Below are 23,763 nucleotides of genomic sequence, written 5' to 3' on the forward strand. Positions count from 1 at the left end.
ATTCGCTAGACTTAAACCGAAGATGACTCGGCGGGGCCTTACCCTTTTGGAGCTCCTGCTGGTCTTGGGCATCCTGGGGGTCTTCCTAGGGCTGGCCCTTCCACTTCTTTCCCCCAACCGCCTCGCCCTGGACCAGGCCGCCCGCTCCCTCGCCACCCAGGTGACCCGGGCAAGGCTCGAGGCCATCCGCCGGAACGCCTTCGTGGGCCTTCAGGTGTTCACCGAAGGAGCGGGGGGTTACCTGCTCTTCGTGGACCAAAACGCCAACCGCCGCTACGACCCCGGGGAGGAGTTCGGCGCGACCCGCTTCGGCCAAGGGAACTGGGCCCGAGTGCGCCTGGACCCGGAGAAGAGCGCCCTCGGCAACATGCCCCTCCTCTTTGACCCCCGGGGCATCCCGGCCAAGCCCATCACCGCCACGCTCGTCCTCACCTCAGGGGGCGCCACCCGCAAGGTGGTCATCTCCCAGCAGGGCCGGGCCCGCCTGGAGTGACCCCCATTTGGGGGATGCGCACCCGAGGGCGAGCTCCTAAAGTGGTTTAGCGAAATGGCTCCTTGGGTGAGACACGGCCTCAGCTTGCTGGAACTTCTCGTGGTCCTGGCCGTCCTGGGCATCCTGGGCAGCCTTGCTTACACCAACTACAGCACCGCTTACCGCCTCCGGGCGGCGGGGGCCGAGCTCAAGACTTTCCTCCTCGCCGCCCGCACCGAGGCCATCCGCAGGGGAACGGGGGTGGCGGTGGTCCCGGAGGGCCGGGGGCTCCTAAGCTGCGTGGACGAAAACCGAAACCGGGCGTGCGATGCGAGGGAAGCTGTCCTGCGCCGGTTTGACCCGGGAGGGTACGGCGCGGCCCTGGACCTAAGGAGCGGCTTCTCCCCCGGCCTTCGCTTCAACGCCCTGGGGAGGCCCAACACGGGAGCGCGCCTGGCCCTGCGCCTGGGCGGGCGGACCCTCACCCTGTGCGTAGCCATGGGAGGAAGGGTGCGGGAGGTGAGTGGGGATGGGTGCCCGTAAAGGTCTCACCTTACTGGAGGTAATTTTGGCTTTGGGGCTCCTCGCCGTGGTGGTGCTGGCCTTCACCTCCCTGCAGGTGGCAAGCCTACGCGCGGGCCAGCAGGGTCGGGAGCTCCAGACCGTGGTCCGGGAGATGGAAAACTTTATGGAAAGGCTTAGGCAGGACCCCCAGGGCATCCCCGCCCTTTGCAACGGCGCCCTAGCCCTCGGGGGAAAACAGGGCACCTGCACCGCTATCCCCTGCAACGTAGCCCAAGACGGCGGCCTCGCCTGCCCCACCGCGGGGGACGTGCGGGCCTTCCAGGTGGTCCTGAGGGTGGAAGAAAAGCGGCTGGAAACGGTGGTGTATCGGCCATGAGAAGGCACGGGTTTTCGCTCCTAGAGCTCTTGCTGGCCTCCGTCCTCATGGGGAGCCTCTTGCTGGTGGTGCTGGCCCTGGAAAACTCCAGCGCCACCCTAAGGGAGCGGGAAAGGGCGAGGGGGCGGCTCGCCGACGAGCTGAGCCTCACCGCCACCGTCCTCGCCCGGGAGCTCTACACGGTGGGCTACCGCCTCACGGGCCAGGCCCTAGTGCTAAGCCCTAGCTCTCAGGGAGACGGGGTCCAGGGGTGGTTCCTGTGCGAAGCGGGTATGGAGGAGATCTGTGGGGAAAGCATGGGGGAGGTAAGGGGCACGGGCTACGAGGTGAACCAGGGGGCTCTTCGCTGGGGCGCTTGCAAGGGTGAGGGTTGCGCGCCTTTACCCAATAACCCCGTTCTTGGAGGGGACGAGGTGCAGGTAGAGGCCTTCCGGGTGGCCTACCTGGAAGGGGGCACCTGGAAGCGCCAGGCACAGGCCGTGAACCTAAGGCCAGAAGGCGCAAGCCCCAAGGTAAGCGCCTTGGCTCTTTACCTCCTGGCCTCCGTCCCCGTGCGGGGCGGGGCCCCGGCCTTCACCCCGGGGAGCACCCTGAGCTACCCCCCTGGGCTTACCTCCAGCCTTCTGGAACTTCCCGGTGCGCCAAACGACGGACGTTTGCGGGCCGAGAAGCTCTGGATCGTCCAGACCCCCAACCTGGCCCGCTGAAGGGAGGAACGGGATGAACCGGAAAGGCATAGCAGTGGTGGTGGCCCTCATCGGGATGACGGTGATCCTCATGCTCTCCCTGGCCATGGTGCAAAGCGCCCTAGGCAACCTTAAGACCGGGAGCGACCTCCTGAACCGGGCCCAGGCCCGCCAGCGGGCGGAGGCGGGCGTGGACCACGCCCTGGCTTACCTTGACGGCAAGACGGCCTTAAGCGCCCCCAAAACCCTCTCCGGCCAAGGCTACCAGGTCACCCTCACCCCCCAGAACCCCCAGGGAGATGAGATCCGGATAGAAAGCCAGGGGCAGATGGGCCTCGCCCGGCACACCGCCGTGGCCGTGGTGCGCCTCCAGCCCGTTCCCGCCCAGGCGCAAAACCCCCTGTTTGGCCAGGGATGGATCAGCGGCGGGCGCATCACCATCAACGGGGGGGTGGACCTGTGGGGAAGCCGGCTCCACGCCGACCAAGGCTACGCCAACCTCTCGGGCCAAATCGGGGTTTGCGACAGCTCAGGTCAAAACTGCAAAAACCTTAACCAGGTCAACCCACCGCCCATCACGGGAGGGCAAGGGGTCACGGACACCCAGTGCAACGCGAGCGGGAACAACAAGGTGGTCTGCGATGGTTCCGCGCCCAAGTATAAGGTCTGCCCGGTGTATCAGACCCCCTCCGACCCCAACCTCACGTGCCTGGACGCCGTCACAGGTAGGCAAGTGCGATGGGACCAGGCCACCCGCATTCGCAAGCCCGACGTGGACGCGATCAGCAAGGACCGCCTTGGGGTCAGGGCCAGCAGCCCCTACACCGACGCCACCACGAATCGCCTCTGCGACGTCCGCTTCACCAGCCTAGACCCAGGAAACGCTGGCGAGCTCACGCAGTTCCTCCTGAGTAGGGGCATCTCCGGGAGCTTCCCTCAGGACGTCAACCAGCTCCTTCCCCTAGTGCTCAACGCCCTGAACGGGAGTGGGCTCAGGGTGTGCGTTCAGAATAACGTTACTCTTCCAGGTGGCACTTCTTTGGGCAACGTTACCTTCTACGTGGGCGGCACCTTCCAGGTCAACGGGACTGTCACCCTCAACGGGGTGAGCGTGGCCGCCGGGTCGGGCATCAACCTCGGGGACCTCCAGACCACGGACAGCCGCTTCTACACAGGGGGAACCCTCAACCTGAACAACGGCGCCACCTTCCGGGGCGACTCTACCCTCGCCTCCCGGCAGTCCCTTACCTTCAACGGCCGGGCCGACCTGCTGAATAACCGCGCCCTCCTGGTGGTGAGCGAGGGGGACATCACCTTCAACGGCCGGGCGGACACCCACGCCTTCCTGTGGGCGGGAGGGACCATCACCTTCAACGGCACCGGGGCCTTTATCGGCGGGGCGGTGAGCCTCGGGGGCACCATCCGAAACGGCGGGGGCCAGTTCTACATCCAAAACTCCAACGCCCTCAACAGCGACCTGCCCAACACAGAGACTGGCACCCGGCCCCGGCCCGTGGTCCTGAGCCGGAGGTAATCCTTAGCCCAAGCCCGCTCCAGGCGGCGGGGTGGGTCCGGCTTTCACACCGTTTTCACACCCCTCCCCCATCCTGAAGTTGACTCCCCCAAAAGGGGGAGTTGACAGCAAGGGGGCAAAGGGAAAGAATGACCCTCGGAAGGAGGTGAGAAAGGGGTAAGAAAGGCACGGGAAGGCAGGTAAGGTGAAGCGAAAAACAGGTAAGTCGGCTCTAGGCACTCATGGCCGCGCGATACATGAAGGCGCGGGAAACCTTAGGAGGATAGAGAGGTATGCGGAACGCGAAAGGCTTCACCCTGATTGAGCTCCTGATCGTCATCGCCATCATCGCCATCCTGGCTGCGGTTCTCATTCCGAACCTTCTCAACGCTCGGAGGAACGCCAACACCACGGCCGCCCAGGCCTACGTGCGCAACGTGGCTACGGCGGTGGAGGCCGAAAGGGATCCCACCACTGGAGCGTTGCCCCAGCTTCCTCAGGCCTGTGACCAATTCGTCGCAAACCCCCCTGCCTCGGTCACGCAATGCAACGTTACAGCTAACAACGACGGCGTCAACTTCACGGTTACCGCCCAATTGACCGGGGCCCGGTACGGTTCTGTCTCGTTTGACAGCTCCACCGGGCAGTTTAGCTTCCAGTAACGAGGCAGCCTAAGTTAGTTAAAGGGTCGGGTGTTCCCGACCCTTTTTCTCAATACGGATGATGAAGACGCGCGCAGGCTTCACCTTGATGGAGCTCCTTATTGTGATGGTCTTGCTGGGCCTCTTCCTGACTCTCTCCTATTTCCCTACGGCTACAGCCCGTAAAAAGGCTAACCTCGCGGCCGGGCAAAGCTACGTCCGGAACGTGGCCCTAGCCCTGGAAGCCCAGCGGGACCCCTCCACGGGAGCCCTCCCCACCCATCTTACCGATTGCCTGAGTGGCTTTGGCCAGCGCCCCAAGACTGTAACGGCGTGCACCATCACCTATCTCAATGCCCTGGACTACGTTATAGAGGCTTCACTAGACGGGGCCGCGCTAAAAAAAGTGGTTTACAAGAGCTCAGACGGAACGCTTACAAGTCTTCCGTAAGCCATGGGTTGGACGGGGGAGAGTCTACCCACTGGAGCAGGAAGCCCCGGTGAAGCACGAGCTGGTGGAAGGCTTCCCCCACGCCATGGCCACAGCGGGCGACCGGGCGGCGCTGAACCTGGCCCTTCCGGGCCTGGATAGGGCGCCGCCCTTCCCCACCCCCCGCCCCCAACCTGTGCTACCTTGAGGGCAATGACCACGGAGGAGCGCCTCTACAAGCTGGAGGGGATCGTGGAGGGGGTCATGGCCACCCTCCCGGGCCAGGTCACCTCCCTGGAGGGGCGCGTGGACCTCCTACGCCAGGAGGTCAAGGCGGAGATCGGGGCCCTGCGCCGGGAGGTGGAGGAAAAGTTCAACGGCCTCCGCCAGGAAGTGAAGGCAGAGATCGGGGGCCTGCGGCAGGAGATGGCGGGCCTCCGCCAGGAAATGGCAAGCTTCCGCCAAGAGGTGGAGGAAAAGCTCGTTGGCCTGCGGCAGGAAGTAAAGGAAGAGATCGGGGGCCTGCGGCAGGAGATGGCGGGCCTCCGTCAGGAAATGGCAAGCTTCCGCCAAGAGGTGGAGGAAAAGCTCGTTGGCCTGCGGCAGGAAGTAAAGGAAGAGATCGGGGGCCTGCGCCGGGAGGTGGAGGAAAAGTTCAACGGCCTCCGCCAGGAACTTAAGGGGGAAATCCAGAGCCTTCGGCAGGAGGTGAAGGCGGAGATCGGAGGCCTGCGCCGGGAGGTGGAGGAAAAGTTCAACGGCCTCCGCCAGGAACTTAAGGGGGAAATCCAGAGCCTTCGGCAGGAGGTGAAGGCGGAGACCACCGAGCTGCGCGGGGAAATCCAAAGCCTGCGGCAGGAGATGGCGGGCCTCCGCCAGGAGGTGAAGGCGGAGATCAACACCGCCTTCAACAAGCTCATGCTCTACTTCACCGCCCTGGCGGCGGCCCTGGCCGTCCTCACCTTTCTCCGCTAAGCCCTCGGGCGGCGCGGGGGTGGCCGTCCCGCCATGAGGCGGCGTAGGCTTTCCGGCCTGCCCTACACTCTAGCCATGGGCGCGGCCAAACAGGTGCGGCCCCTGACCTTGGAAGAGTACCTCGCCTTGGAGCGGGAAGCCCCGGTGAAGCACGAGCTGGTGGAAGGCTTCCCCCACGCCATGGCCGGGACGGGCGACCGGCACAACCGGGTGGTGGTGAACCTGGTCCTGGCCCTTGGCCCCCTGGCCCGGAAGCGGGGCTGCCGCCTCTATGCCAGCGACATGCGGCTCAAGGTGGACGCGGCCACGGTCTACTACCCGGACCTCATGTTGCGAAGAAGACCTCGGGGAATACTACAAGGAAAAGGCTTGCCTGGTGATAGAGGTGCTCTCGCACTCCACGGAGGCCACGGACCGGAGGGAAAAGCTCTGCAAGTACCTGGGTCTGCCCACCCTCCAAGCCTACCTCCTCCTGGACTCCCGCACCCCCCGGGCCTTCGGCTACTACCGAGAAGGAGAGGGCTGGGTGTACCGGGAGGCAGAGGTAGGCACGCTTCCCCTCCCCTGCCTAGGGGGGCACCTGGACCTCGCCGAGGTGTACCAGGGCCTCTAGAAGGCTACCCCCTCGTAGAGGGCAGAAACGGAAAAGCGAGCCTCGAGGCAAGCCACCTCCACCTCCCCTTCCCCCTCCCACAGGCGGTAGAGCCAGCCCTCCCCCTGGCGGAAGTAGCCCTCCACCCGCCTCTCCCGGGAGTCCACCAGGAGGTAAGCCTGTAGGCTCGGGATCTCCCGGTAGCGCCAGAGCTTCTCCCTTCGGTCTATGGCCTCGGTGGCCTCGGACACCACCTCCACCACCAGGCAGGGGGCCTCCTCGTAGTGGGTGTGGGGCGGAACCCCCTGGCAGACCACCATGAGGTCGGGGTAGTAGAAGGTCCTGGCGGAGACCCGGAGCTTCACCGTCTCGGTGTAGATGCGGCACCCCTTGGCCAAGGCGCTAGGCCTGAGGAGGGCGTAGAGGTTGCCCACGATGCGGTTGTGGGCAAGGCTTGCCCCCGCCATGGCGTAGGGCACGCCCTCAAAGAGTTCGTGGCGCACGGGGGACCGCTCCTCCAGGGCCAAGTAGGCCTCGGCGTCCAGAAGCTCCAGAGGCCTCGCCGCCTCGCCCATGAGGGCATTGTACCCTCCCTAGGCGGTGCGCTCCAGGTCCCCCTCCAGGAGCCCTACAGGCTCCACGTAAAGGGGCGCGAAGGGGGCTTCCTGGAAGAGGCGCACCCGGCCCAGGCGGAAGGCCTCGAGGAGGGCGGCGAAGCCCACCGCCTTCTCGCCCCAGGTGGCAAGCGGCAGGCTCTGGAAGGCCACCCGGCCCCGGATCGCCCCCTTGAGCCGCTCCCAGGCCTCCCGCACCCCGAAGGCCTCCCGGGGAAGCCGGAGAACGGCCCTGCGGAAGCCCTTCGCCGCCTCGGCCAAGGACTTTGGGGAAAGCCTCAGGGCGGGCCTGGGCAGGGGGGGCGGGGCCACGGGGAGAAGCCGCGCCCGCCGCTCCAAGCGGGCCTCGAGGAAGGCCACCATCTCGGAGAGGTCCACGAGGACCTGGACCAGGGGGGCCTCCTCCCCTTCCTCCTTGGGGAGGAGGGCCCTTTCCGGGGAGAGCTTCAGCACCAGAAGCTCGGCGAGGAGGGGGAGGAGCTCGCTTTTCGCCCGGAGGTCCTCCGGCACCTGGGCCAGGGCCTGCTCCAACACGGCGAGGACGGGCACCTCCTTTGGGGAAAGCCGGCCCCGCCTCAGGGCCTCCCTCAGGGCCTCCGGGGTCCCCTCAAAGCCGGGAAAGGCGATGCGGATCACCGGAGGACCGGCCGCTTCCTGGGCAGGAGGAGGCCCACCTTCTCCCGCACCTCCTCCATGGTCGCCTGGGCCACGGCCCTGGCCCGCTTGGCGCCCTCCAAAAGGGCATCCATCACGTAGTCCGGGTCCTTCTTCAGGGCCTCGGCCCTTTCCCGGATGGGGCGCAGGGCCTCCATGAGGTGGTCAAAGAGGATCCGCTTCACCACGTAGGTCCCCACCCCCGCCTTCCGGTACTCCTCCTTCAGGGCCTCCACCAGGTCCTTGGGGGCGAAGTAGGAGAGGTAGGTGAAAAGAATGGTGCGCTCGGGGTCCCCGGGGTCGGAGAGGCGGATCCTCTGGGGGTCGTCGGGGAGGTGCTGGATCTTCTGCCAGATGCTCTCCTCGGGCTCCAGGAGGCCGATGGTGTTGCCCAAGGACTTGCTCATCTTGGCCTTGCCGTCAATCCCGGGGACCCGGGGGGCCTCTGGGTTCAAGAGGGCCTGGGGTTCGGGGAAGGTCTCCCCGAAGAGGTGGTTGAAGCGGCGGGCGATCTCCCGGGTGAGCTCAATGTGCTGCACCTGGTCCTCCCCCACGGGGACGGTGTCCGCCTTGTAGATGAGGATGTCCGCCGCCTGGAGCACCGGGTACATGAGGAGGCCAGACCAGACGGTCTCCTGCTTGCTGGCCTTGTCCTTGAACTGGGTCATGCGGGTGAGGTCCCCCAGGGGGGTTAAGGTGGTGAAGACCCAGGAGAGCTCAGTGTGCTCGGGCACGTGGGACTGGACGAAGAGGGTGACCTTCTCCGGGTCAAGCCCCGCGGCGATGTTGACCAGGGCGGCCTCAAAGGTGCGCTGGGCGAGGGTAGAGGGGTCGTAGGCGAGGGGGTTGGTGAGGGCGTGGTAGTCCACGATGCAGAAGAAGGCGTCCCGCCCCAGCTTCTCCCCGATGGCCACCCACTGCTTGATGGCCCCGAGGTAGTTGCCGATGTGGATCTCCCCCGAGGGCTGGATGCCGGAAAGCACCCGCTTCATGGCCTAAGTGTAGCAAAAGCTTAGGCCCCCTCGCGGGGGCCTTCTGGTGCCGGGGGCGGGACTTGAACCCGCACGCCCTTGCGGGCACATGACCCTGAATCATGCGCGTCTACCAATTCCGCCACCCCGGCAGACGCAAGGGTCATTGTAGGGGAGGCGGCTTCGCTCGTCAAGCTTGACCCCGCAGGCCTCGAGGGCTTACCCTTAGGGGCAATGCGGCGGGCGGTGATCCTAGTCCTAGACCGGGCGGGCCCGGTCTAGGGATGGCCGTCGCGTATCCCCCGGGCCCCAAAGGACCCGGGGGTTTTGCGTAAGGGGGGTTTCATGGGAAAGACGCTCTACGAGAAGGTTTGGGAAGCCCACGAGGTGAGGAAGCTCAAAAACGGCCAAAGCCAGCTCTTCATAGACCTCCACCTCCTCCACGAGGTCACGAGCCCCCAGGCCTTCGGGATGCTCAAGGACCTTGGCCTTCGGGTACGCTACCCCCACCGCACCTTCGCCACCGTGGACCACATCGTCCCCACCCACGACCGCACCGAGCCCTTCCAGGACCCTCTGGCCCAGAGCATGCTGGAGGCCCTCAGGGCGAACACAAGGGAGCACGGCATCACCTTCTTTGACCTGGGAAGCGGCAACCAAGGCATCGTCCACGTCATCGGGCCCCAGCTCGGCCTCACCCAGCCCGGGATGACCATCGCCTGCGGGGACTCCCACACCTCCACCCACGGGGCCTTCGGGGCCGTGGCCTTCGGCATCGGCACGAGCCAGGTCCGGGACGTCCTCGCCACCCAGACCCTCGCCGCCCAAAAGCTCAAGGTGCGGCGGATCAACGTGGAGGGGAGGCTCGCCCCCGGGGTCTACGCCAAGGACGTGATCCTCCACATCATCCGCCACCTGGGGGTGAAGGGGGGCTTGGGCTACGCCTATGAATACGGGGGAAGCGCCGTGGAGGCCATGGACATGGAAAGCCGCATGACCCTCTGCAACATGTCCATTGAGGGCGGAGCCCGCATCGGCTACGTGAACCCCGACGAGACCACCTTCCAGTACCTCGAGGGCCGCCCCTACGTCCCCAAGGGGTCCGAGTGGGAGGAGGCCAAGAGGAGGTGGCTCGCTTGGCGCTCCGACCCCGACGCCTCCTACGACGACGTGGTCACCTTCCGCGCCGAGGAGATCGCCCCCACCGTCACCTGGGGCATCACCCCGGGCCAGGCCATCCCCATTGACGGCAGGATCCCCCTCCTGGAGGAGCTCCCCGAGGAGGAGCGCCCCGTGGCCGAGGAGGCTTTGGCCTACATGGGCTTCAGGCCGGGCCAGCCCATCAAGGGGGTGCCCATCCAGGTGGCCTTCATCGGAAGCTGCACCAACGCCAGGCTTTCCGACCTCCGGGAGGTGGCCCGCTACCTCAAGGGGCACAAGGTGAAGAAGGGGGTGCGGGCCCTGGTGGTGCCGGGCTCGGAGTGGGTGGCGAGGAAGGCCGAGGAGGAGGGGATCGCCGAGGTCTTCCGCGAGGCGGGGTTTGAATGGCGGATGCCCGGCTGCTCCATGTGCCTCGCCATGAACCCGGACCGGCTGGAAGGGGACGAGCTTTGCGCCAGCAGCTCCAACCGGAACTACAAGGGACGCATGGGAAGCCCCAGGGGCCGCACCGTCCTCATGAGCCCCCTCATGGTGGCGGCGGCGGCCGTGGCCGGGGAGATCGCCGACGCCCGGGAGGTCTTCGGCCTGGCGGGCGTCCGCTGAGGAGGGAAAAGCCATGCTGGAGAAGTTCACCGTGATCCGCGGAAAAGCGGTGCCCTTGAGGGGCGAGGACATTGACACGGACCGGATCCTCCCCGCCCGCTTCATGAAGGTCCTCACCTTTGAGGGCCTGGGGCAGTACCTCTTCTACGACGAGCGCTTTGACGAGAAGGGGAACCCCAAGCCCCACCCCCTGAACGACCCCCGCTACCGGGGGGCCACGATCCTCTTGGTGGAGTCGGGCTTCGGCTCCGGCTCTAGCCGCGAGCACGCCCCCCAGGCCATCAAGCGGGCGGGGTTTAAGGCCATCATCGGGGAGAGCTTCGCCGAGATCTTCTTCGGGAACGCCACCGCCATCGGCCTCCCCTGCGTGAGCCTAGCCCCTGAGGACCTGGGCGTCCTCTTCCGCAGCGTGGAGGAGAACCCGGAGCTGGAGGTGGAGATTGACCTGGTGAACAAAGAGGTGCGCTTCGGGGACCGCACCGCTCCCCTCTTCATCCGGGAAGAGGCCCGGGAGGCCCTGGTGGAGGGGCTTTGGGATCCCATCGGGGAGCTTCTGGAGGCCGGGGAGCTTTTGGACCAGTTTGACCGGAAGCTCCCCTACCCCAGGAGGACGGAATGAAGGTGGCCGTGCTCCCCGGGGACGGGATCGGCCCCGAGGTCACCGAGGCCGCCCTGAAGGTCCTGAGGGCCCTGGACGAGGCCGAGGGCCTGGGCCTCGCCTACGAGGTCTTCCCCTTCGGCGGGGCGGCCATAGACGCCTTCGGCGAGCCCTTCCCCGAGCCCACGCGAAAGGGCGTGGAGGAGGCGGAGGCGGTGCTTCTGGGAAGCGTGGGGGGGCCCAAGTGGGACGGCCTTCCCCGCAAGATCCGCCCGGAGACGGGGCTTCTTTCCTTAAGGAAAAGCCAGGACCTCTTCGCCAACCTCCGCCCGGCCAAGGTCTTCCCTGGGCTGGAAAGGCTTTCCCCCCTGAAGGAGGAGATCGCCCGGGGGGTGGACGTCCTCATCGTCCGGGAGCTCACCGGGGGGATCTACTTCGGGGAGCCCCGGGGGATGTCCGAGGCCGAGGCCTGGAACACGGAGCGCTACAGCAAGCCCGAGGTGGAGCGGGTGGCCCGGGTGGCCTTTGAGGCGGCGAGGAAGCGCAGGAAGCACGTGGTGAGCGTGGACAAGGCGAACGTCCTCGAGGTGGGAGAGTTCTGGCGCAAGACCGTGGAGGAGGTGGGGCGGGGCTACCCCGACGTCGCCCTGGAGCACCAGTATGTGGACGCCATGGCCATGCACCTGGTCCGCTCCCCTGCCCGCTTTGACGTGGTGGTCACGGGGAACATCTTCGGGGACATCCTCTCGGACCTGGCGAGCGTCCTCCCGGGCTCTCTAGGCCTCCTCCCCTCCGCCTCCTTGGGAAGGGGCACCCCGGTCTTTGAGCCCGTGCACGGCTCCGCCCCCGACATCGCCGGCAAGGGGATCGCTAACCCCACGGCCGCCATCCTCTCCGCGGCCATGATGCTGGAGCACGCCTTCGGCCTGGTGGAGCTGGCGCGGAAGGTGGAAGACGCGGTGGCCAAGGCCCTCCTGGAGACCCCGCCCCCGGACCTCGGAGGAAGCGCGGGCACGGAGGCCTTCACGGCCACGGTCCTCCGCCACCTCGCCTAAGATGGGGATATGATCCGGCACCGCTTCAGCGCCGAGGACTTCCACCGCATGGCCGAGGCGGGGATCCTCGGGGAGGACGACCGGGTGGAGCTCATCCGGGGGGAGGTGGTGGAGCTGAGCCCCGTGGGCAAGCGGCATATGGCCGCTTTAAAGCGGCTTATGAACGCGCTTTTTCCCCTACAACAGGCGAAGAAGGCCCTTCTTCAGGTCCAGGACCCCTTGCGCCTTTTTCCCGACACCGAACCCCAACCGGACCTGGCCCTGCTGGCCTACCGGGACGACTTTTACCGGGAAAGGGTGCCCGAGGCCAAGGACGCCCTCTTGGTGGTGGAGGTGGCCGAAACCAGCCTGGACCACGACCTCCAGGTGAAGCTCCCCCTCTACGCCCAAGCAGGGATACCGGAGGTCTGGGTGGTGGACCTGGTGCGGGAGAAGGTGCACGTCTTCCGCAAGCCCCAAGGGGAGGGCTACGGGGAGGCCCAGGCCCTCGAGGACGGGGAGCTTTCGGTCCTGGGCCTTAAGGTGCCGGTCAAGGAGGTCCTGCCGTGACCCGCCACAAGATCTCCCTGGAGGAGTTCCACCGCATGGTGGAGGCCGGGGTCTTCCCGGAGGACCTGAGGCTGGAGCTCGTGGAAGGAGACCTGGTGGAGATGAGCCCCATCGGGAAGCGCCACGCCGCCAAGGTGGCCAAGCTCACCGCCCTCTTCGGCCCCCTTGTGCCCCAAAAGGCCATCCTCTTTGTGCAAAGCCCCCTGGTGGTAGGGGAGTCAGAGCTTTACCCCGACCTCGCCCTCCTTAAGCCACGGCCCGACTTTTACGAGGAGGAGCTGCCCCTAGGGCGAGACGCCCTCCTCGTGGTGGAGGTGGCCGAGAGTTCCCTCCGCTACGACCTCCAGGTGAAGCTCCCCCTCTACGCCCAAGCCGGGGTGCCCGAGGTCTGGGTGGTGGACCTGGAGGGGAAGAGGGTCCTCGTCCACAGAAAGCCCGAAGGCGGGGGCTACCGGGAGGCGGAGGCCCTGGGCCCCGGGGCCAGGCTTTCCTTCCACGGCGTGGAGATCCCCGCGGAGGAACTCCTATGAGGAAGACCCTGATCCTCACCGGGGCGAGCCGGGGCATCGGGAAGGCCCTCGCCCTGGAGCTCGCCAAGGAAGGCTTTGACCTGGTGCTCAACGCCCGCAAGGAGGCCTCCTTGCGGGCGGTGGCCGAGGAGGTCCAGGCCCTGGGGGCGAGGGCGGTCTACGTGGCGGGGAGCGCGGGGAAGGCGGAGGTGGCCCACGCCCTGGTGGAAAGGGCCGAGGCCTTGGGGAACTTCGCGGGCTACATCCACAACGCCGGGGTCCTCCACCCGGGGCCCCTCCTCTTTGAACTCGCGGAGGAGCTCTTCCTGGAGGTCCTCGAGGCCAACCTCCTCGCCGGCTACCAGCTCGCCCGCTTCGCCTACCCCGTCCTCAGGCGCAAAGGGGAAGGCCTCGCCGTGTACGTGGGCTCGGGGGCGGCGGAGAGCAACCTGCCGGGCATCGGGGCCTACGCCGTGGCCAAGGCGGCGGAGGAGCACCTGGCAAGGCAGCTCGCCGCCGAGGCCCCGGAGGTCGCCTGCTTCGTCTACCGCCCCGGGGTGGTGGAGACGGAGATGCAGCGCCAGGCCCGGGAGGCCCAGGGAAGCGCCGCGGCCGTGCTCCACCGGGTCTTCAGGAGCTACAAGGAGGAAGGCCTCCTCCTCACCCCGGAGGAGGCCGCGAGGGCCCTGGTGCGGCTTCTCCCCAAGGCCAGGGCCTTCCACGGAAAGATCGCCACCTGGAGGGACGCATGAGGTCGGACCAGATCAAGAAGGGACTCAAGCAGGCCCCCGCCCGCGCCATGCTCCGGGCGGTGGGGGTAGGGGACGAGGACTTCGGAAGGCCCTTCGTGGGGGTGGTGAACACCTTCACCGACGGGATGCCCTGCAACTTCCACCTGCGGGAGCTGGCCCAGCACCTCAAGGCCGGGCTCAAGGAGGCGGGGCTTTTCCCCTTTGAGTTCGGGGCTCCCGCCATCTCCGACGGGATCAGCATGGGCACCCCGGGCATGCGGGCGAGCCTCGTAAGCCGCGAGGTCATCGCCGACAGCGTGGAGCTCATCGCCCAGGGCTACCTCTACGACGGCATGGTGGGGCTTTCCGCCTGCGACAAGACCATCCCGGGAACGGCCATGGGGGTGATCCGCAGCGGCGTCCCCGGCATGATCCTCTACGGGGGGACGATCGCCCCCGGGGAGTGGCAAGGCCGGAAGCTCACCATCGTGGAGGTCTTTGAGGCGGTGGGGCAAAGGGCCGCGGGGAAGATCAGCGAGGAGGAGCTTTTGGAGATTGAACGCCGGGCCATCCCCGGCCCCGGGGCCTGCGGCGGCCAGTACACCGCCAACACCATGGCCATGGCCCTCGAGGCCCTGGGCCTCTCCCCCGTGGGCTACAACGCCATCCCCGCCGTCCACCCCGAAAAGGAGCGGGCCACCAAGGAGGCGGGGAAAATCCTCGCCTGGGCCATCGCCCACGACTGGAAGCCCAAGGACTTCCTCACCCGGAAAAGCTTCCTCAACGCCATCGCCGCCGTGGCCGCCACGGGGGGGAGCACCAACGCCGTCCTCCACCTCCTCGCCCTGGCCAAGGAAGCGGGGGTGGAGCTCAGCCTGGACGACTTTGACCAGATTTCCCGCAAGACCCCGGTGATCGCGGACCTCCGCCCTTGGGGCACCTACACCGCCTGGGAGCTCTACGAAGCCGGGGGGACAGCCCTCGTCTTCAAGCGGCTTCTGGAGGCGGGGCTCCTCTTTGGGGAGGAGAAGACCCTCACGGGCCGCACCCTGGCGGAGGAGGTGGAGCGGGCCTACCGGGAACAAGAGGGGCAGAAGGTGGTCTTCCCCGTGGAGAAGGCCCTCAAGCCCCACGGGGGGCTCGTGGTGCTCAAGGGAAACCTCGCCCCTAAAGGCGCCGTCCTCAAGCTCGCGGGGACGGAGCGCACCTACTTTGAGGGCCCGGCCCGGGTCTTTGACTCGGAGGAGGCGGCCATGGAGAAGGTCCTGAAGGGGGAGATCCGGCCTGGGGACGTGGTGGTCATCCGCTACGTGGGCCCCAAGGGGGCACCGGGGATGCCCGAGATGCTCTCGGTGACGAGCGCCATCGTGGGGGAAGGCCTGGGGCCGGAGGTGGCCCTCCTCACCGACGGCCGCTTCTCCGGGGGCACCCGCGGCCTCATGATCGGCCACATCGCCCCCGAGGCCTTCGTGGGCGGGCCCATCGCCCTCCTGGAGGAGGGGGACCGCATCCGGATTGACGTGGAAGGCCGCCGCCTCGAGGTCCTCCTCCCCGAGGAGGAGCTGGAAAGGCGGAGGGCCCGCTGGCGGCCCCGACCCCCCGCCTTCACCCACGGCCTCTTCGCCCGCTACGCCGCCCTGGTGCGCCAGGCGGACGAGGGGGCGGTGCTGGAAGACCCGCTCTAGGGCCTCTGGATCCGGTCCGGGGCCAGGTTCTGGCCCCGCTCCCTTTTGATGTCCTCGGGATTGAAGGGCTCGGCCCGCACCTTGAGGAGGGCCATGAGGTGGTTGAGCAGGGCGGCGAGCTCCTCGTCGCCAAGCTGGGGGAAGCCCGGCATGAGGCCCGCCTCCCCCCGCTTTCCATAGAGGAGCACGAGGACGAGGTAGCGCCGGCCCTCAGGGGTCCTAAAGAGGGGGGCCGCCGCCTCGAGGCCCGGGTAGGGCCGCGCCCCCTGGGCCCGCCCCCCGTGGCACTGGGCGCAGAGGCGCTTCCAAAGGGCTTCCCCTTGGACCGCCTGCCCCTGGGCGAAAAGGCCCAGGAGGAGGGCCAGGACCAGGGCCTTCTTCATGGGCCCAGTATACGCCCGGCCCCCCTGGCCCCGGGTTTAGTGGGCCTTAACCTCGGTCCAAATCTGGTCGTAGAGGACGATGTCAGGGCCGAGGTCTTTGAGGTACTCAAGCCTAGAGCGCACCTCCTCCGGCGGGAAGACCACGGGGTCGTTCCGCATCTCCTCGGGCAGGAGGGGGATGGCCTTGGCCACGGGGGTGGCGTAGTGGGTGTACTCCGCCAAGGCCGCGGCGTTTTCCGGCTCCAGGAGGAAGTCCATGAAGCGGTAGGCCAGCTCCTGGGCCGGGCCCCGCTTCAGCACCACCATGGCGTCCGTCCAGAGCGTCCCCCCTCCTTGGCCAGGGTGTAGCGGAGGCGCTGGTCCTCCTCCCGGGCCTGGAGGACGTCCCCCGAGTAGGCGAGGCTTAAGGCGGCGTCCCCCGCCAGGATGCGGTTCAGGGCCTCGAGGCCCCCGGCGAAGCCCACGGAGCGCTCCTTGGCGGCGAGGAGGAGCTCCTTGGCCTTCGCCAGGGCCTCGGGGTCGGTGGTGTTCACCGAGTAGCCCAGGTACTTCAGGGCCGCTCCTATGGTCTCCCGCATCTCGTCCAGGAGGAGGAAGGGCCCCACCTGGGCCTCCGGAGCAAAGAAGACGGCGTAGGAGTCCACGGGGCCCGTCACCAGGTCCTCCCGGTAGGCGATCCCCGTGGTGCCCCAGAGGTAGGGCACGGAGTACTGCAGGCCGGGGTCGTAGGGAGGGTCTAGGAAGAAGGGGTCCAGGTTGGCGAGGTTCTTCAGCTTCCCCTTGTCCAAGGGGGCGATGAGGCCGTCCCGGGCCATCTGCAGGACGTAGTAGTCGGGGGCCACCACCAGGGAGAACTCCTGGTCCGCCCCCGCCTTGAGCTTCGCCAGCATGGCCTCGGGGGACTCAAAGGTGTCCAGGACCACCTTGGCCCCGGTCTCCGCCTCAAACTTCTGGATAAGCTCCTCGGGGATGTAGTCGGCCCAGTTGAGGAAGTAAAGGGTGCCCGCGCCCGAAGGCGCCTTGGGCCGAAGCCAAAGCCACCCGAGGAGCACCACCGCGACGAGCAGGAGCAACACCGCAATCCGCCTCATAACCTCCTCCGGCTAAGAGCATACCCCAGGGCGAGGAAGAAGGCGCTGAGCCCCACAATCAGGCTGGAGAGGGCGTGGACCTTGGGGCTCACCCCGAGCTTCACGCTGGAGTAGATGTAAAGGGGCAAGGTGGTGGCCCCAGGCCCCGCGGTGAAGAAGGTGACCACGAAGTCGTCCAGGGAGAGGGTGAGGGCGAGGAGCGCCCCCGCCGCCACCCCCGGCCAGGCCAGGGGAAGGGTCACGTGGAGGAAGGTCTGGAACCCCCTCGCCCCCAGGTCCCGGGCGGCCTCCTCCAGGGCGGGGTCCAGGAGGAGGAGCCGGGAGCGCACCACCAGGGTCACGAAGGCCACCTGGAAGGTGATGTGCCCCAGGATCACCGTGAGGAGGGAAAGCCGGGGAAAGCCCAAAAGCTCGCGGGAGAAGGCGAAGAGGAGGAGGAGGGAAACCCCCATGACCACGTCGGGCACCACCACGGGGACGTAGAGGAGGTAGCGGAGGAAGCCTTTGCCGGGGAAGCGGTAGCGCACGAGGCCCAGGGCGAGGAGGGTCCCGAGGACCGTGGAGACCAGGGTGGAGACCAGGGCCACGACCAGGGTGTTGGCGAAGTACTCCAGGACCCTTGGGTCTTGGAAGAGGCCCTGGTACCACTTCAGGGTGAAGCCGGTGAAGTGGACCCCCCTGCGGCTCTCGTTGAAGGAGAGGGCCACGACGACGAGGATGGGCAGGTAGAGGAAGAGGTAGACCAAAAGGGCGTGGAAGGAGAGGAGCCGCCTCATACCAGGTCCTCAAGCCCCCTTTCCCCCTGGAGGCGGGCGTAGAGGTAGAGGCTTAAGAGGACGAAGGCCATGAGGAAGACGCTCAAGGCCGCCCCGAAGGCCCAGTCCCGGGTGACGCCGAACTGCTGCTGGATGAGGTTGCCGATGAGGACCACCCGCCCCGCCCCCAAGAGGTCGGCCACCACGAAGGTGCCCATGGCGGGGATGAAGACGAGGACGCTTCCCGCGAAAAGCCCCGGGTAGGTCTGGGGAAGGACGGCGTGGAGGAAGGCCCTAAAGGGCCTCGCCCCGAGGTCGTAGGCCGCCTCCAGAAGCTGCCAGTCAATCCGCTCCACGCTGGCGTAGACGGGGAGGACGAAGAAGGGCAGGAAGGTGTAGAGGCTCGCGAGGAGGACCGCCAGGAAGGAAGGGTAGAGGCCGAGGGGCCCGAGGCCAAAGGCCTGGAGGAAGGCGTTCACCAGGCCCTCCCTCTGCAGGAGGACGAGCCAGGCGTAGACCCGGATGAGGAAGTTGGTGAAGAAGGGCAGGAGGAGAAGGAGGAGAAGCAGGTCCCGCCGGGGGTGGCCCGCGAGGTAGAAGGCGAGGGGATAGCCCAGGAGGGCGGCGAGCAGGGTGGTGAGGGCCCCGAGGAGGAGGCTTTGCGCGAAGGCCTTGAGGTAAGGGGCCTCGAGGAGCCGGAGGTAGTTGTGGAAGCCCCAGGGGCCGGAAAGCTCCCCGTAAGGCCCCCGGCTCATGAAGGAGGCGAGGAGGACGAGAAAGGTGGGCAAGAGGACGAAGAGGAAAAGCCAAAGGGCCCCCGGACCCACGGTGACCAGGATGCGGAAAAGCCGCTGTAGGGGTGTCGCCGCCTCATTCATGGACCACCACCAGGTTCTCCGGGGGGAGGTAGCAGAGGACCTCCTCCCCGTACCCGAACTCCTCGGCCCCGGGCTCCTGCAGGTCCTGGTTCAGGGTATAGGCCAGAAGCCTCACCTCCCCCGCCCTCAGGTAGTACTGGTTCTCCGCCCCCGTGTAGACGATCTCCTCCACCACCGCCCGCACCAGGTTCTCCCGGGCGGGAACCCCCCCCTGGGCCGGGTAGAGCCGGATCTTCTCCGGGCGGATGGCCAAAAGGGCCTCCCGCGCCAAAGGGGCCTTAAGGCGCAAAGGCCCCAAAGGGGTTTCGGCCCCCAAGGGGTGGGGCCTTGCGGGGAGGAAGTTGGAGCGGCCGAGAAAGGCCGCTACGAAGCGGGTCTTGGGGCGCTCGTAGACCTCGTCGGGAAGCCCCACCTGCTCAATGCGGCCCGAGCGCATCACGGCGATGCGGTCGGACATGACCAGGGCCTCCTCCTGGTCGTGGGTGACGAAGATGAAGGTGGTGCCAAGCCGCCTCTGGAGCTGCATGAGCTCCACCCTGAGGTCCTGGCGGAGCCTTGCGTCCAGGGCGGAGAGGGGCTCGTCCAGGAGGAGGACCTGGGGCTCCAAGACCAGGGCCCGGGCCAGGGCCACCCGCTGCTTCTGCCCCCCGGAAAGCTCCCTGGGGTAGCGCTTCTCCAGGCCCAGGAGGTCCACGAGCTCCAACGCCCAGGCCACCTTCTCCCGGATGGCCTCCGGGGGAAGGCCTTTCATCCTGAGGCCGAAGGCGATGTTCGCCTCCACGGTCATGTGGGGGAAGAGGGCGTAGTTCTGAAAGACGGTGTTCACCGGGCGCTCGTAGGGGGGGACCCGGGCCATGTCCCGGCCGCCGATCTCTATCCGGCCCGCGTCCGGGGTCTCAAACCCGGCGAGGAGCCGCAAAAGGGTGGTCTTGCCGCAGCCCGAGGGCCCGAGGAGGCTGAAGAACTCGCCCCTATGGACCTCGAGGTCCACCCCGTCCAGGGCCACGGTGGTTCCGTAGCGCTTCCGCACCCCCTGGAGACGCACCAGCACCTCGGCCACGACGCCCAGTTTAGGGCGCGCCGCCCCGGGGGGCAACCCCAGGCCTGGCACCCCGAAAAGGCTCAGTCCTGGTAGCGGTCCCGGTGCACGAGGAGGACGAGGCCCAAGCCCGCCAGGGTGGCGATGAGGCTGGAGCCGCCGTAGGAAAAGAGGGGGAGGGTGAGGCCGGTGACGGGCATCACCCCCAGGGCCACCCCCAGGTTCACCACCACCTGGAAGCCCAGCATCCCCGCGAACCCCGAGAGGAAAAGCCGGTCGGAAAGCCTCGGGCAGGCGAGGGCCAGGGCGAAGAGGCGGGCGAGAAGGAGGCCGTAAAGCCCCAGAAGCCCCACGACGCCCACGAACCCCCACTCCTCGGCCCACACGGAGAAGACGAAGTCCGTGTGCCGGAAGGGGATGAAGCCGAGCTGGGCCTGGGTGCCCTGGCCGTAGCCCTTGCCGAAAAGCCCCCCCGAGCCGATGGCGATGGTGGACTGGATGACCTGGAAGCCCTGGCCCAAAGGGTCCCGGTAAGGGTCCAGGACGATGAGGACGCGCTCCCTCTGGTAGGGCTTGAGGTTGGGCCACACCGCGGTGGGCACGAGGAGGGCCAGGGCGAAGAGGCCCACGAGGAGGTGGCGCCAGGGAAGCCCGCGGACGAAGACCACCACGAAGACGCCGAAGAGCACCACCAGCGCCCCGCCCAGGTCCGGCTGGAGGAGGAGGAGGCCCACCACGGGGAGGGTGAGGAGGGCGGGGAGGGCGTAGTCCCAGACCCGGGCGATGGGCCTGCCCTCGAGGGCCTTGGCCAGGGCGAGGAGGAGGCCGAGCTTGGCGAGCTCCAAGGGCTGGAACTGCAAGGGTCCCAGCACGAACCAGGCCCTGGCCCCGTTGATCTCCCGGCCCACCACGAGGACCAAGGCCAGGAGAAGGAGGGAGGCCCCGTAAAGGGGATAGGCCAGGCCGAAGAGGCGGCGGCGGGAGAGGAACTGCAAGAGGAAGGCGAGGAGAAGCCCAAGCCCCAGGGCCACGCTCTGGCGGTAGAGGAGGACCGGGTCGGGGGCGGCGCTCCCCAGGTTGACAAAGCCCAAAGCGACGATGGCCGCGACCAGGAAGACGAGGCCCCAGTCGTAGGCCAGCCAGTTGGGCCGCGCGGGCGCCACGGCCTACCCCGCTAGCGCAAGGGGATGTCCGCCACCAGGACCATCTTCTCCCCCCGCTCCTCCAGGGCCACGGAAAGCCCCTCCTCCTGGGCGGGGAAGTAGCGGCGGAGGACCTCCAAGAGGTCCCGCTTGAGGCTTTCCACCATCCCCGGGGAAAGCCGCGCCCGGTCGTAGGCCAGCACGAGCTTGAGCCTTTCCTTGGCCTTCTCCTTGCTCCTCCTGCGCCACCACATCACCGACCCCCAAAGAGGCGCTTCAGCACCCCGAGAAGGCCCTGGGCGTCCTCGAGGGCGCGGAAGGGCACCTCCTCGCCCCGGAGGCGCCGCGCCGTGTCCATGTAGGCCTGGGCGGCGGGGCCCGTCCCCTTCAGGACCAAGGGCTCCCCCTGGTTGGTGGAGACGATCACCTGCTCGTCCTCGGGGATGATGCCGATGGGCTTCAGGCCCAGGATCTCCACCACGTCCTCCACGGAGAGCATGTCCCCCCGGGCCACCATCCTGGGGCGCAGGCGGTTGATGACGAGGAAGTTCTCCCGCACCTCCCGGGCCTCCAGGAGGCCGATGATCCGGTCGGCGTCGCGGACGCTACTGACCTCGGGGTTCACCACCACCAAGGCCCCCTCCGCCGGAGCGGCCGCCGTCTGGAAGCCCTTCTCTATGCCGGCGGGGGAGTCTATGAGCACCCGGTCAAAGCCCTCCTCCTCCAAGAGGGCCCGCACCACCTCCTTGAAGCGCTCGGGGTCCAGGGCCTCCTTGTCCTTCGTCTGGGAGGCGGGAAGGAGGAAGAGGTTCTCCACCCGCTTGTCCCGGATGAGGGCCTGCCGGAGCCTGGCCCGGCCCTCGAGGACGTCCACCAGGTCAAAGACCACCCGGCCCTCGAGGCCCATGACCACGTCCAGGTTGCGGAGGCCCACGTCCACGTCCACCACGGCCACCTTTTCCCCGAGCTTGGCCAAGGCGGCGCCGAGGTTGGCGGTGGTGGTGGTCTTCCCCACCCCGCCCTTGCCGGAAGTCACCACGATGGCTCGCGCCTTCACCGTACCTCCTCCAGGGTTTCCACCACGCGGTCCAGCTCCATCAGAAACTCCAAGACCCGCTTGCCCCTAGGCGTGAGGCTATATTCTACCCGAGGCGGCACCTCCGCGTAGGCCCGTCGGTCCACGAACCCCATGAGGTGGAGCTCCCTGAGCCTCTCGGCCAGGGTCCGGGGGGAGAGGCGGAGGACGGCCTCGAGGTCGGAGAACCGCGCCGACCCCTTGCCCAGGGCCCAGAGCACCTCCGAGGCCCCCCTCCGGGCCAGGACCTTCAGCACCTTGCGCGCGCCCTTGGAAAGGCCCATGCCCCGATGGTACCAAAACGCTTCCCTCCCTGAAAGCCACGCCCTTGTCCCCCAAGGCCCTCCCGGTATAGCCTTGGTGGGATGCGGGGCGAACCCAAGCCCGACTGGAAGGACTTCCTGGCCCTGGTGCTGGCCGCCTACAGCCTCCTCCTCCCTCCCCTCCTCGCCGTCCTCGGGGCCCTCCTCCTCTTCACCCTCCTCCTCGGCCTCCTGCGGTAAAACTAAGGCATGGAAGGCCTCTTTGAGTCCCTCCCCGAGGGGTACCGGGAGAAGCTCGGCCGGCCCGGGGAGTACCCCTTCACCCGGGGGATCTACCCCCGGATGTACCTGGAAAGGCTCTGGACCATGCGCCAGTACGCGGGCTTCTCCACCGCCGAGGAGTCCAACGCCCGCTACCGCTACCTCCTCTCCCAGGGCCAGACGGGGCTGTCCGTGGCCTTTGACCTCCCCACCCAGCTCGGCCTGGACCCCGACCACCCCATGAGCGTGGGGGAGGTGGGGCGGGTGGGGGTGTCCATCGCCACCCTGGAGGACATGCAGAAGCTCTTTGACGGCATCCCCCTGGACCAGGTCTCCACCAGCATGACCATCAACGCCCCGGCCATGATGCTCCTCGCCCTCTACCTCCTCGTGGCCGAGGCGCAGGGGGTGCCCTGGGACAAGGTCTCGGGGACGGTGCAGAACGACATCCTCAAGGAGTACTTCGCCCGCGGCACCTACATCTACCCGCCCGGCCCCTCCATGCGCCTCGTGACCGACATCTTTGAGTTCTGCGCCGCGCACGTCCCCCGGTGGAACACCATCAGCATCTCCGGCTACCACATCCGCGAGGCGGGGTCCACCGCCGCCCAGGAGATCGCCTTCACCCTGGCGGACGCCAAGGCCTACGTGCGGGCCGCCTTGGAGCGGGGCCTGGACGTGGACCGCTTCGCCCCGAGGCTTTCCTTCTTCTTCGCCGCCCACGGGGACATCTTTGAGGAGGCCGCCAAGTTCCGGGCGGCAAGGCGCCTTTGGGCAAGGATCATGCGGGAGGAGTTCGGGGCCAAGGACCCGAAAAGCTGGATGCTCCGCTTCCACACCCAGACCGGGGGCTCCACCCTCACGGCGCAGGAACCCCTCAACAACGTGGTGCGCACCGCCTACCAGGCCCTGGCGGCGGTGCTCGGGGGGACGCAGAGCCTCCACACCAACGCCTACGACGAGGCCCTGGGCCTGCCCACGGAGAAGAGCGCCCTCCTCGCCCTCCGCACCCAGCAGATCCTGGCCTACGAGAGCGGGGTCACCCGGGCCATAGACCCCCTAGGGGGGAGCTTCTACGTGGAGCACCTCACGGACAAGCTGGAACGGGAGGCGGAGCAGATTCTGCGGGAGATTGACGCCCTTGGGGGCGCGGTGGCCGCGGTGGAGGCGGGCTACTTCCAGAGGGCCCTCGAGGAGTCCGCCTGGCAGTTCCAGAAGGAGGTGGAGGAGGGCAAGAGGGTGATCGTGGGGGTGAACCGCTTCTTTGACCCCAATAGCCCCCTCAACGAACCCGTCCCCGTGCAGCGGATTGACCCCGAGCTCCACGAAAGGCGCAAGCGGGAGCTCGCCGCCTTCAAAGCCAATCGGGATGGGGAAAGCGTAAGGGTCGGCCTAGAGAGGCTAAGGGAGGCGGCAAGGGGCGAGGAGAACCTCTTCCCCTACGTGCTGGAGGCCTTCCGGCGCCGGGCCACCCTGGGGGAGGTCTGCGGGGTTCTTAGGGAGGAGTGGGGCGAGTACCAGCCCCCCCGGTGAGGA

General features: G+C 67.6%; 28 protein-coding genes, 1 tRNA gene and 2 pseudogenes. 18 read left to right on the plus strand and 13 right to left on the minus strand.

What is annotated here, in order from left to right:
• Positions 1-22: 22 nt before the first annotated feature.
• From TTH_RS06170 to TTH_RS06215, 9 genes and pseudogenes are all read left to right on the plus strand, one after another.
• The gene (locus TTH_RS06170; protein WP_011228522.1) at positions 23-493 is read left to right on the plus strand and encodes a GspH/FimT family protein; all 471 of its coding nucleotides are present in this window, start codon (positions 23-25) and stop codon (positions 491-493) included.
• A 54-nt stretch (positions 494-547) separates the two neighbouring features.
• Positions 548-1,015, plus strand: a complete 468-nt coding sequence (locus TTH_RS06175; protein ID WP_011228523.1) for a GspH/FimT family protein — start codon at positions 548-550, stop codon at positions 1,013-1,015.
• A gap of 25 nt (positions 1,016-1,040) precedes the next feature.
• A complete protein-coding gene (locus tag TTH_RS06180) occupies positions 1,041-1,373 on the plus strand; it encodes a type IV pilus modification PilV family protein (protein WP_224065211.1) in 333 nt (110 codons plus the stop codon).
• Positions 1,370-2,080, plus strand: coding sequence for a prepilin-type N-terminal cleavage/methylation domain-containing protein (locus TTH_RS06185; protein ID WP_011228525.1), 711 nt, complete (start codon positions 1,370-1,372; stop codon positions 2,078-2,080). Before TTH_RS06180 ends, TTH_RS06185 begins: the two co-directional genes overlap by 4 nt.
• A 13-nt stretch (positions 2,081-2,093) precedes the next feature.
• Entirely contained in the window at positions 2,094-3,593 is a 1,500-nt protein-coding gene (locus TTH_RS06190; protein WP_011228526.1) for a pilus assembly PilX family protein, read from the plus strand.
• 272 nt (positions 3,594-3,865) lie between these two features.
• Positions 3,866-4,234 (plus strand): prepilin-type N-terminal cleavage/methylation domain-containing protein, encoded by a 369-nt coding sequence (locus TTH_RS06195; protein ID WP_011228527.1) that lies wholly within the window; start codon positions 3,866-3,868, stop codon positions 4,232-4,234.
• Between the two features lie 58 nt (positions 4,235-4,292).
• Positions 4,293-4,664: a prepilin-type N-terminal cleavage/methylation domain-containing protein gene (locus TTH_RS06200; protein ID WP_011228528.1), complete on the plus strand. Its 372-nt coding sequence runs from the start codon at positions 4,293-4,295 to the stop codon at positions 4,662-4,664.
• Positions 4,665-4,856: 192 nt separating this feature from the next.
• Positions 4,857-5,618 carry a DUF1640 domain-containing protein gene (locus TTH_RS06210; protein ID WP_011228529.1) on the plus strand — a complete coding sequence of 254 codons (762 nt, stop codon included), beginning with the start codon at positions 4,857-4,859 and terminating at the stop codon, positions 5,616-5,618.
• A gap of 75 nt (positions 5,619-5,693) precedes the next feature.
• Positions 5,694-6,231 (plus strand): annotated as a pseudogene (locus TTH_RS06215) (Uma2 family endonuclease).
• On the opposite strand, the gene TTH_RS06220 reads toward TTH_RS06215, so the two are convergent.
• The 4 genes from TTH_RS06220 to TTH_RS06235 all read right to left on the minus strand — a co-directional run bounded on the left by TTH_RS06220 (position 6,228) and on the right by TTH_RS06235 (position 8,601).
• The gene (locus TTH_RS06220; RefSeq protein WP_011228531.1) at positions 6,228-6,785 is read right to left on the minus strand and encodes a Uma2 family endonuclease; all 558 of its coding nucleotides are present in this window, start codon (positions 6,783-6,785) and stop codon (positions 6,228-6,230) included. The pseudogene TTH_RS06215 and the gene TTH_RS06220 sit on opposite strands and share 4 nt — an antisense overlap.
• An 18-nt stretch (positions 6,786-6,803) precedes the next feature.
• Positions 6,804-7,460, minus strand: a complete 657-nt coding sequence (locus TTH_RS06225; RefSeq protein ID WP_011228532.1) for a chromosome segregation protein ScpA — start codon at positions 7,458-7,460, stop codon at positions 6,804-6,806.
• The gene (gene trpS, locus TTH_RS06230; RefSeq protein ID WP_011173293.1) at positions 7,457-8,470 is read right to left on the minus strand and encodes a tryptophan--tRNA ligase; all 1,014 of its coding nucleotides are present in this window, start codon (positions 8,468-8,470) and stop codon (positions 7,457-7,459) included. Before trpS ends, TTH_RS06225 begins: the two co-directional genes overlap by 4 nt.
• A 44-nt stretch (positions 8,471-8,514) precedes the next feature.
• A tRNA-Leu gene (locus tag TTH_RS06235) sits at positions 8,515-8,601 on the minus strand.
• A 193-nt stretch (positions 8,602-8,794) separates the two neighbouring features.
• Between TTH_RS06235 and leuC the strand changes: the two genes are divergently transcribed.
• The 7 genes from leuC to ilvD are packed head-to-tail and all read left to right on the plus strand — an operon-like array spanning position 8,795 to position 15,340.
• Complete coding sequence (gene leuC, locus TTH_RS06240; RefSeq protein ID WP_011173294.1) at positions 8,795-10,213, plus strand: 3-isopropylmalate dehydratase large subunit; 1,419 nt, start codon at positions 8,795-8,797, stop codon at positions 10,211-10,213.
• 13 nt (positions 10,214-10,226) lie between these two features.
• Positions 10,227-10,832 (plus strand): 3-isopropylmalate dehydratase small subunit, encoded by a 606-nt coding sequence (gene leuD / locus TTH_RS06245; protein WP_011228533.1) that lies wholly within the window; start codon positions 10,227-10,229, stop codon positions 10,830-10,832.
• Entirely contained in the window at positions 10,829-11,866 is a 1,038-nt protein-coding gene (gene leuB / locus TTH_RS06250) for a 3-isopropylmalate dehydrogenase (protein ID WP_011228534.1), read from the plus strand. Before leuD ends, leuB begins: the two co-directional genes overlap by 4 nt.
• 9 nt (positions 11,867-11,875) lie before the next feature.
• Positions 11,876-12,415 carry a Uma2 family endonuclease gene (locus TTH_RS06255; RefSeq protein WP_011228535.1) on the plus strand — a complete coding sequence of 180 codons (540 nt, stop codon included), beginning with the start codon at positions 11,876-11,878 and terminating at the stop codon, positions 12,413-12,415.
• Positions 12,412-12,945, plus strand: coding sequence for a Uma2 family endonuclease (locus TTH_RS06260; protein ID WP_011228536.1), 534 nt, complete (start codon positions 12,412-12,414; stop codon positions 12,943-12,945). Before TTH_RS06255 ends, TTH_RS06260 begins: the two co-directional genes overlap by 4 nt.
• Positions 12,942-13,676, plus strand: coding sequence for an SDR family NAD(P)-dependent oxidoreductase (locus TTH_RS06265; RefSeq protein ID WP_011228537.1), 735 nt, complete (start codon positions 12,942-12,944; stop codon positions 13,674-13,676). Before TTH_RS06260 ends, TTH_RS06265 begins: the two co-directional genes overlap by 4 nt.
• Complete coding sequence (ilvD, locus tag TTH_RS06270; protein ID WP_011228538.1) at positions 13,673-15,340, plus strand: dihydroxy-acid dehydratase; 1,668 nt, start codon at positions 13,673-13,675, stop codon at positions 15,338-15,340. Before TTH_RS06265 ends, ilvD begins: the two co-directional genes overlap by 4 nt.
• Here the strand turns inward: ilvD and TTH_RS06275 are convergent.
• The 9 genes and pseudogenes from TTH_RS06275 to TTH_RS06315 form a co-directional block, all read right to left on the minus strand.
• Positions 15,337-15,723, minus strand: a complete 387-nt coding sequence (locus TTH_RS06275; RefSeq protein ID WP_011228539.1) for a c-type cytochrome — start codon at positions 15,721-15,723, stop codon at positions 15,337-15,339. The two genes, ilvD and TTH_RS06275, sit on opposite strands and share 4 nt — an antisense overlap.
• Before the next feature lie 36 nt (positions 15,724-15,759).
• Positions 15,760-16,646 (minus strand): annotated as a pseudogene (locus TTH_RS06280) (polyamine ABC transporter substrate-binding protein).
• 164 nt (positions 16,647-16,810) lie between these two features.
• A complete protein-coding gene (locus tag TTH_RS06285) occupies positions 16,811-17,590 on the minus strand; it encodes an ABC transporter permease (RefSeq protein WP_011228542.1) in 780 nt (259 codons plus the stop codon).
• On the minus strand, positions 17,587-18,447 hold the full coding sequence (locus tag TTH_RS06290) for an ABC transporter permease (protein ID WP_011173304.1): 861 nt from the start codon (positions 18,445-18,447) through the stop codon (positions 17,587-17,589). Before TTH_RS06290 ends, TTH_RS06285 begins: the two co-directional genes overlap by 4 nt.
• The gene (locus TTH_RS06295) at positions 18,440-19,507 is read right to left on the minus strand and encodes an ABC transporter ATP-binding protein (protein WP_041443464.1); all 1,068 of its coding nucleotides are present in this window, start codon (positions 19,505-19,507) and stop codon (positions 18,440-18,442) included. Before TTH_RS06295 ends, TTH_RS06290 begins: the two co-directional genes overlap by 8 nt.
• A gap of 62 nt (positions 19,508-19,569) precedes the next feature.
• Positions 19,570-20,649 (minus strand): rod shape-determining protein RodA, encoded by a 1,080-nt coding sequence (rodA, locus tag TTH_RS06300; protein WP_011228544.1) that lies wholly within the window; start codon positions 20,647-20,649, stop codon positions 19,570-19,572.
• Between the two features lie 11 nt (positions 20,650-20,660).
• Positions 20,661-20,882 carry a cell division topological specificity factor MinE gene (gene minE, locus TTH_RS06305; protein ID WP_008631340.1) on the minus strand — a complete coding sequence of 74 codons (222 nt, stop codon included), beginning with the start codon at positions 20,880-20,882 and terminating at the stop codon, positions 20,661-20,663.
• The gene (gene minD, locus TTH_RS06310; protein ID WP_011173307.1) at positions 20,882-21,685 is read right to left on the minus strand and encodes a septum site-determining protein MinD; all 804 of its coding nucleotides are present in this window, start codon (positions 21,683-21,685) and stop codon (positions 20,882-20,884) included. Before minD ends, minE begins: the two co-directional genes overlap by 1 nt.
• Complete coding sequence (locus TTH_RS06315) at positions 21,682-21,987, minus strand: winged helix-turn-helix transcriptional regulator (RefSeq protein WP_008631344.1); 306 nt, start codon at positions 21,985-21,987, stop codon at positions 21,682-21,684. Before TTH_RS06315 ends, minD begins: the two co-directional genes overlap by 4 nt.
• Before the next feature lie 81 nt (positions 21,988-22,068).
• On the opposite strand from TTH_RS06315, the gene TTH_RS11345 reads away from it, so the two are divergent.
• Both TTH_RS11345 and TTH_RS06320 read left to right on the plus strand, forming a co-directional pair.
• The gene (locus TTH_RS11345; RefSeq protein ID WP_008631345.1) at positions 22,069-22,206 is read left to right on the plus strand and encodes a hypothetical protein; all 138 of its coding nucleotides are present in this window, start codon (positions 22,069-22,071) and stop codon (positions 22,204-22,206) included.
• Between the two features lie 9 nt (positions 22,207-22,215).
• A complete protein-coding gene (locus TTH_RS06320) occupies positions 22,216-23,760 on the plus strand; it encodes an acyl-CoA mutase large subunit family protein (RefSeq protein WP_011173309.1) in 1,545 nt (514 codons plus the stop codon).
• Positions 23,761-23,763: the final 3 nt, after the last annotated feature.

The sequence above is a fragment of the Thermus thermophilus HB8 genome (genome assembly GCF_000091545.1).
Lineage (GTDB): Bacteria > Deinococcota > Deinococci > Deinococcales > Thermaceae > Thermus > Thermus thermophilus.

Excerpts from the sequence above, each read along its gene's own strand:
- TTH_RS06200 (WP_011228528.1), top strand. The coding sequence starts at position 4,293 with ATGATGAAGACGCGCGCAGGCTTCACCTTGATGGAGCTCCTTATTGTG.
- ilvD (WP_011228538.1), top strand. The coding sequence starts at position 13,673 with ATGAGGTCGGACCAGATCAAGAAGGGACTCAAGCAGGCCCCCGCCCGC.
- TTH_RS06315 (WP_008631344.1), bottom strand. The coding sequence starts at position 21,987 with ATGGGCCTTTCCAAGGGCGCGCGCAAGGTGCTGAAGGTCCTGGCCCGG.
- leuD (WP_011228533.1), top strand. The coding sequence starts at position 10,227 with ATGCTGGAGAAGTTCACCGTGATCCGCGGAAAAGCGGTGCCCTTGAGG.
- TTH_RS06220 (WP_011228531.1), bottom strand. The coding sequence starts at position 6,785 with ATGGGCGAGGCGGCGAGGCCTCTGGAGCTTCTGGACGCCGAGGCCTAC.
- trpS (WP_011173293.1), bottom strand. The coding sequence starts at position 8,470 with ATGAAGCGGGTGCTTTCCGGCATCCAGCCCTCGGGGGAGATCCACATC.
- TTH_RS06290 (WP_011173304.1), bottom strand. The coding sequence starts at position 18,447 with ATGAATGAGGCGGCGACACCCCTACAGCGGCTTTTCCGCATCCTGGTC.
- TTH_RS06265 (WP_011228537.1), top strand. The coding sequence starts at position 12,942 with ATGAGGAAGACCCTGATCCTCACCGGGGCGAGCCGGGGCATCGGGAAG.
- TTH_RS06255 (WP_011228535.1), top strand. The coding sequence starts at position 11,876 with ATGATCCGGCACCGCTTCAGCGCCGAGGACTTCCACCGCATGGCCGAG.
- leuB (WP_011228534.1), top strand. The coding sequence starts at position 10,829 with ATGAAGGTGGCCGTGCTCCCCGGGGACGGGATCGGCCCCGAGGTCACC.
- TTH_RS06275 (WP_011228539.1), bottom strand. The coding sequence starts at position 15,723 with ATGAAGAAGGCCCTGGTCCTGGCCCTCCTCCTGGGCCTTTTCGCCCAG.
- TTH_RS06170 (WP_011228522.1), top strand. The coding sequence starts at position 23 with ATGACTCGGCGGGGCCTTACCCTTTTGGAGCTCCTGCTGGTCTTGGGC.
- TTH_RS06320 (WP_011173309.1), top strand. The coding sequence starts at position 22,216 with ATGGAAGGCCTCTTTGAGTCCCTCCCCGAGGGGTACCGGGAGAAGCTC.
- leuC (WP_011173294.1), top strand. The coding sequence starts at position 8,795 with ATGGGAAAGACGCTCTACGAGAAGGTTTGGGAAGCCCACGAGGTGAGG.
- TTH_RS06185 (WP_011228525.1), top strand. The coding sequence starts at position 1,370 with ATGAGAAGGCACGGGTTTTCGCTCCTAGAGCTCTTGCTGGCCTCCGTC.
- TTH_RS06210 (WP_011228529.1), top strand. The coding sequence starts at position 4,857 with ATGACCACGGAGGAGCGCCTCTACAAGCTGGAGGGGATCGTGGAGGGG.
- TTH_RS06190 (WP_011228526.1), top strand. The coding sequence starts at position 2,094 with ATGAACCGGAAAGGCATAGCAGTGGTGGTGGCCCTCATCGGGATGACG.
- minE (WP_008631340.1), bottom strand. The coding sequence starts at position 20,882 with ATGTGGTGGCGCAGGAGGAGCAAGGAGAAGGCCAAGGAAAGGCTCAAG.
- TTH_RS06195 (WP_011228527.1), top strand. The coding sequence starts at position 3,866 with ATGCGGAACGCGAAAGGCTTCACCCTGATTGAGCTCCTGATCGTCATC.
- TTH_RS06175 (WP_011228523.1), top strand. The coding sequence starts at position 548 with ATGGCTCCTTGGGTGAGACACGGCCTCAGCTTGCTGGAACTTCTCGTG.
- TTH_RS06285 (WP_011228542.1), bottom strand. The coding sequence starts at position 17,590 with ATGAGGCGGCTCCTCTCCTTCCACGCCCTTTTGGTCTACCTCTTCCTC.
- TTH_RS11345 (WP_008631345.1), top strand. The coding sequence starts at position 22,069 with ATGCGGGGCGAACCCAAGCCCGACTGGAAGGACTTCCTGGCCCTGGTG.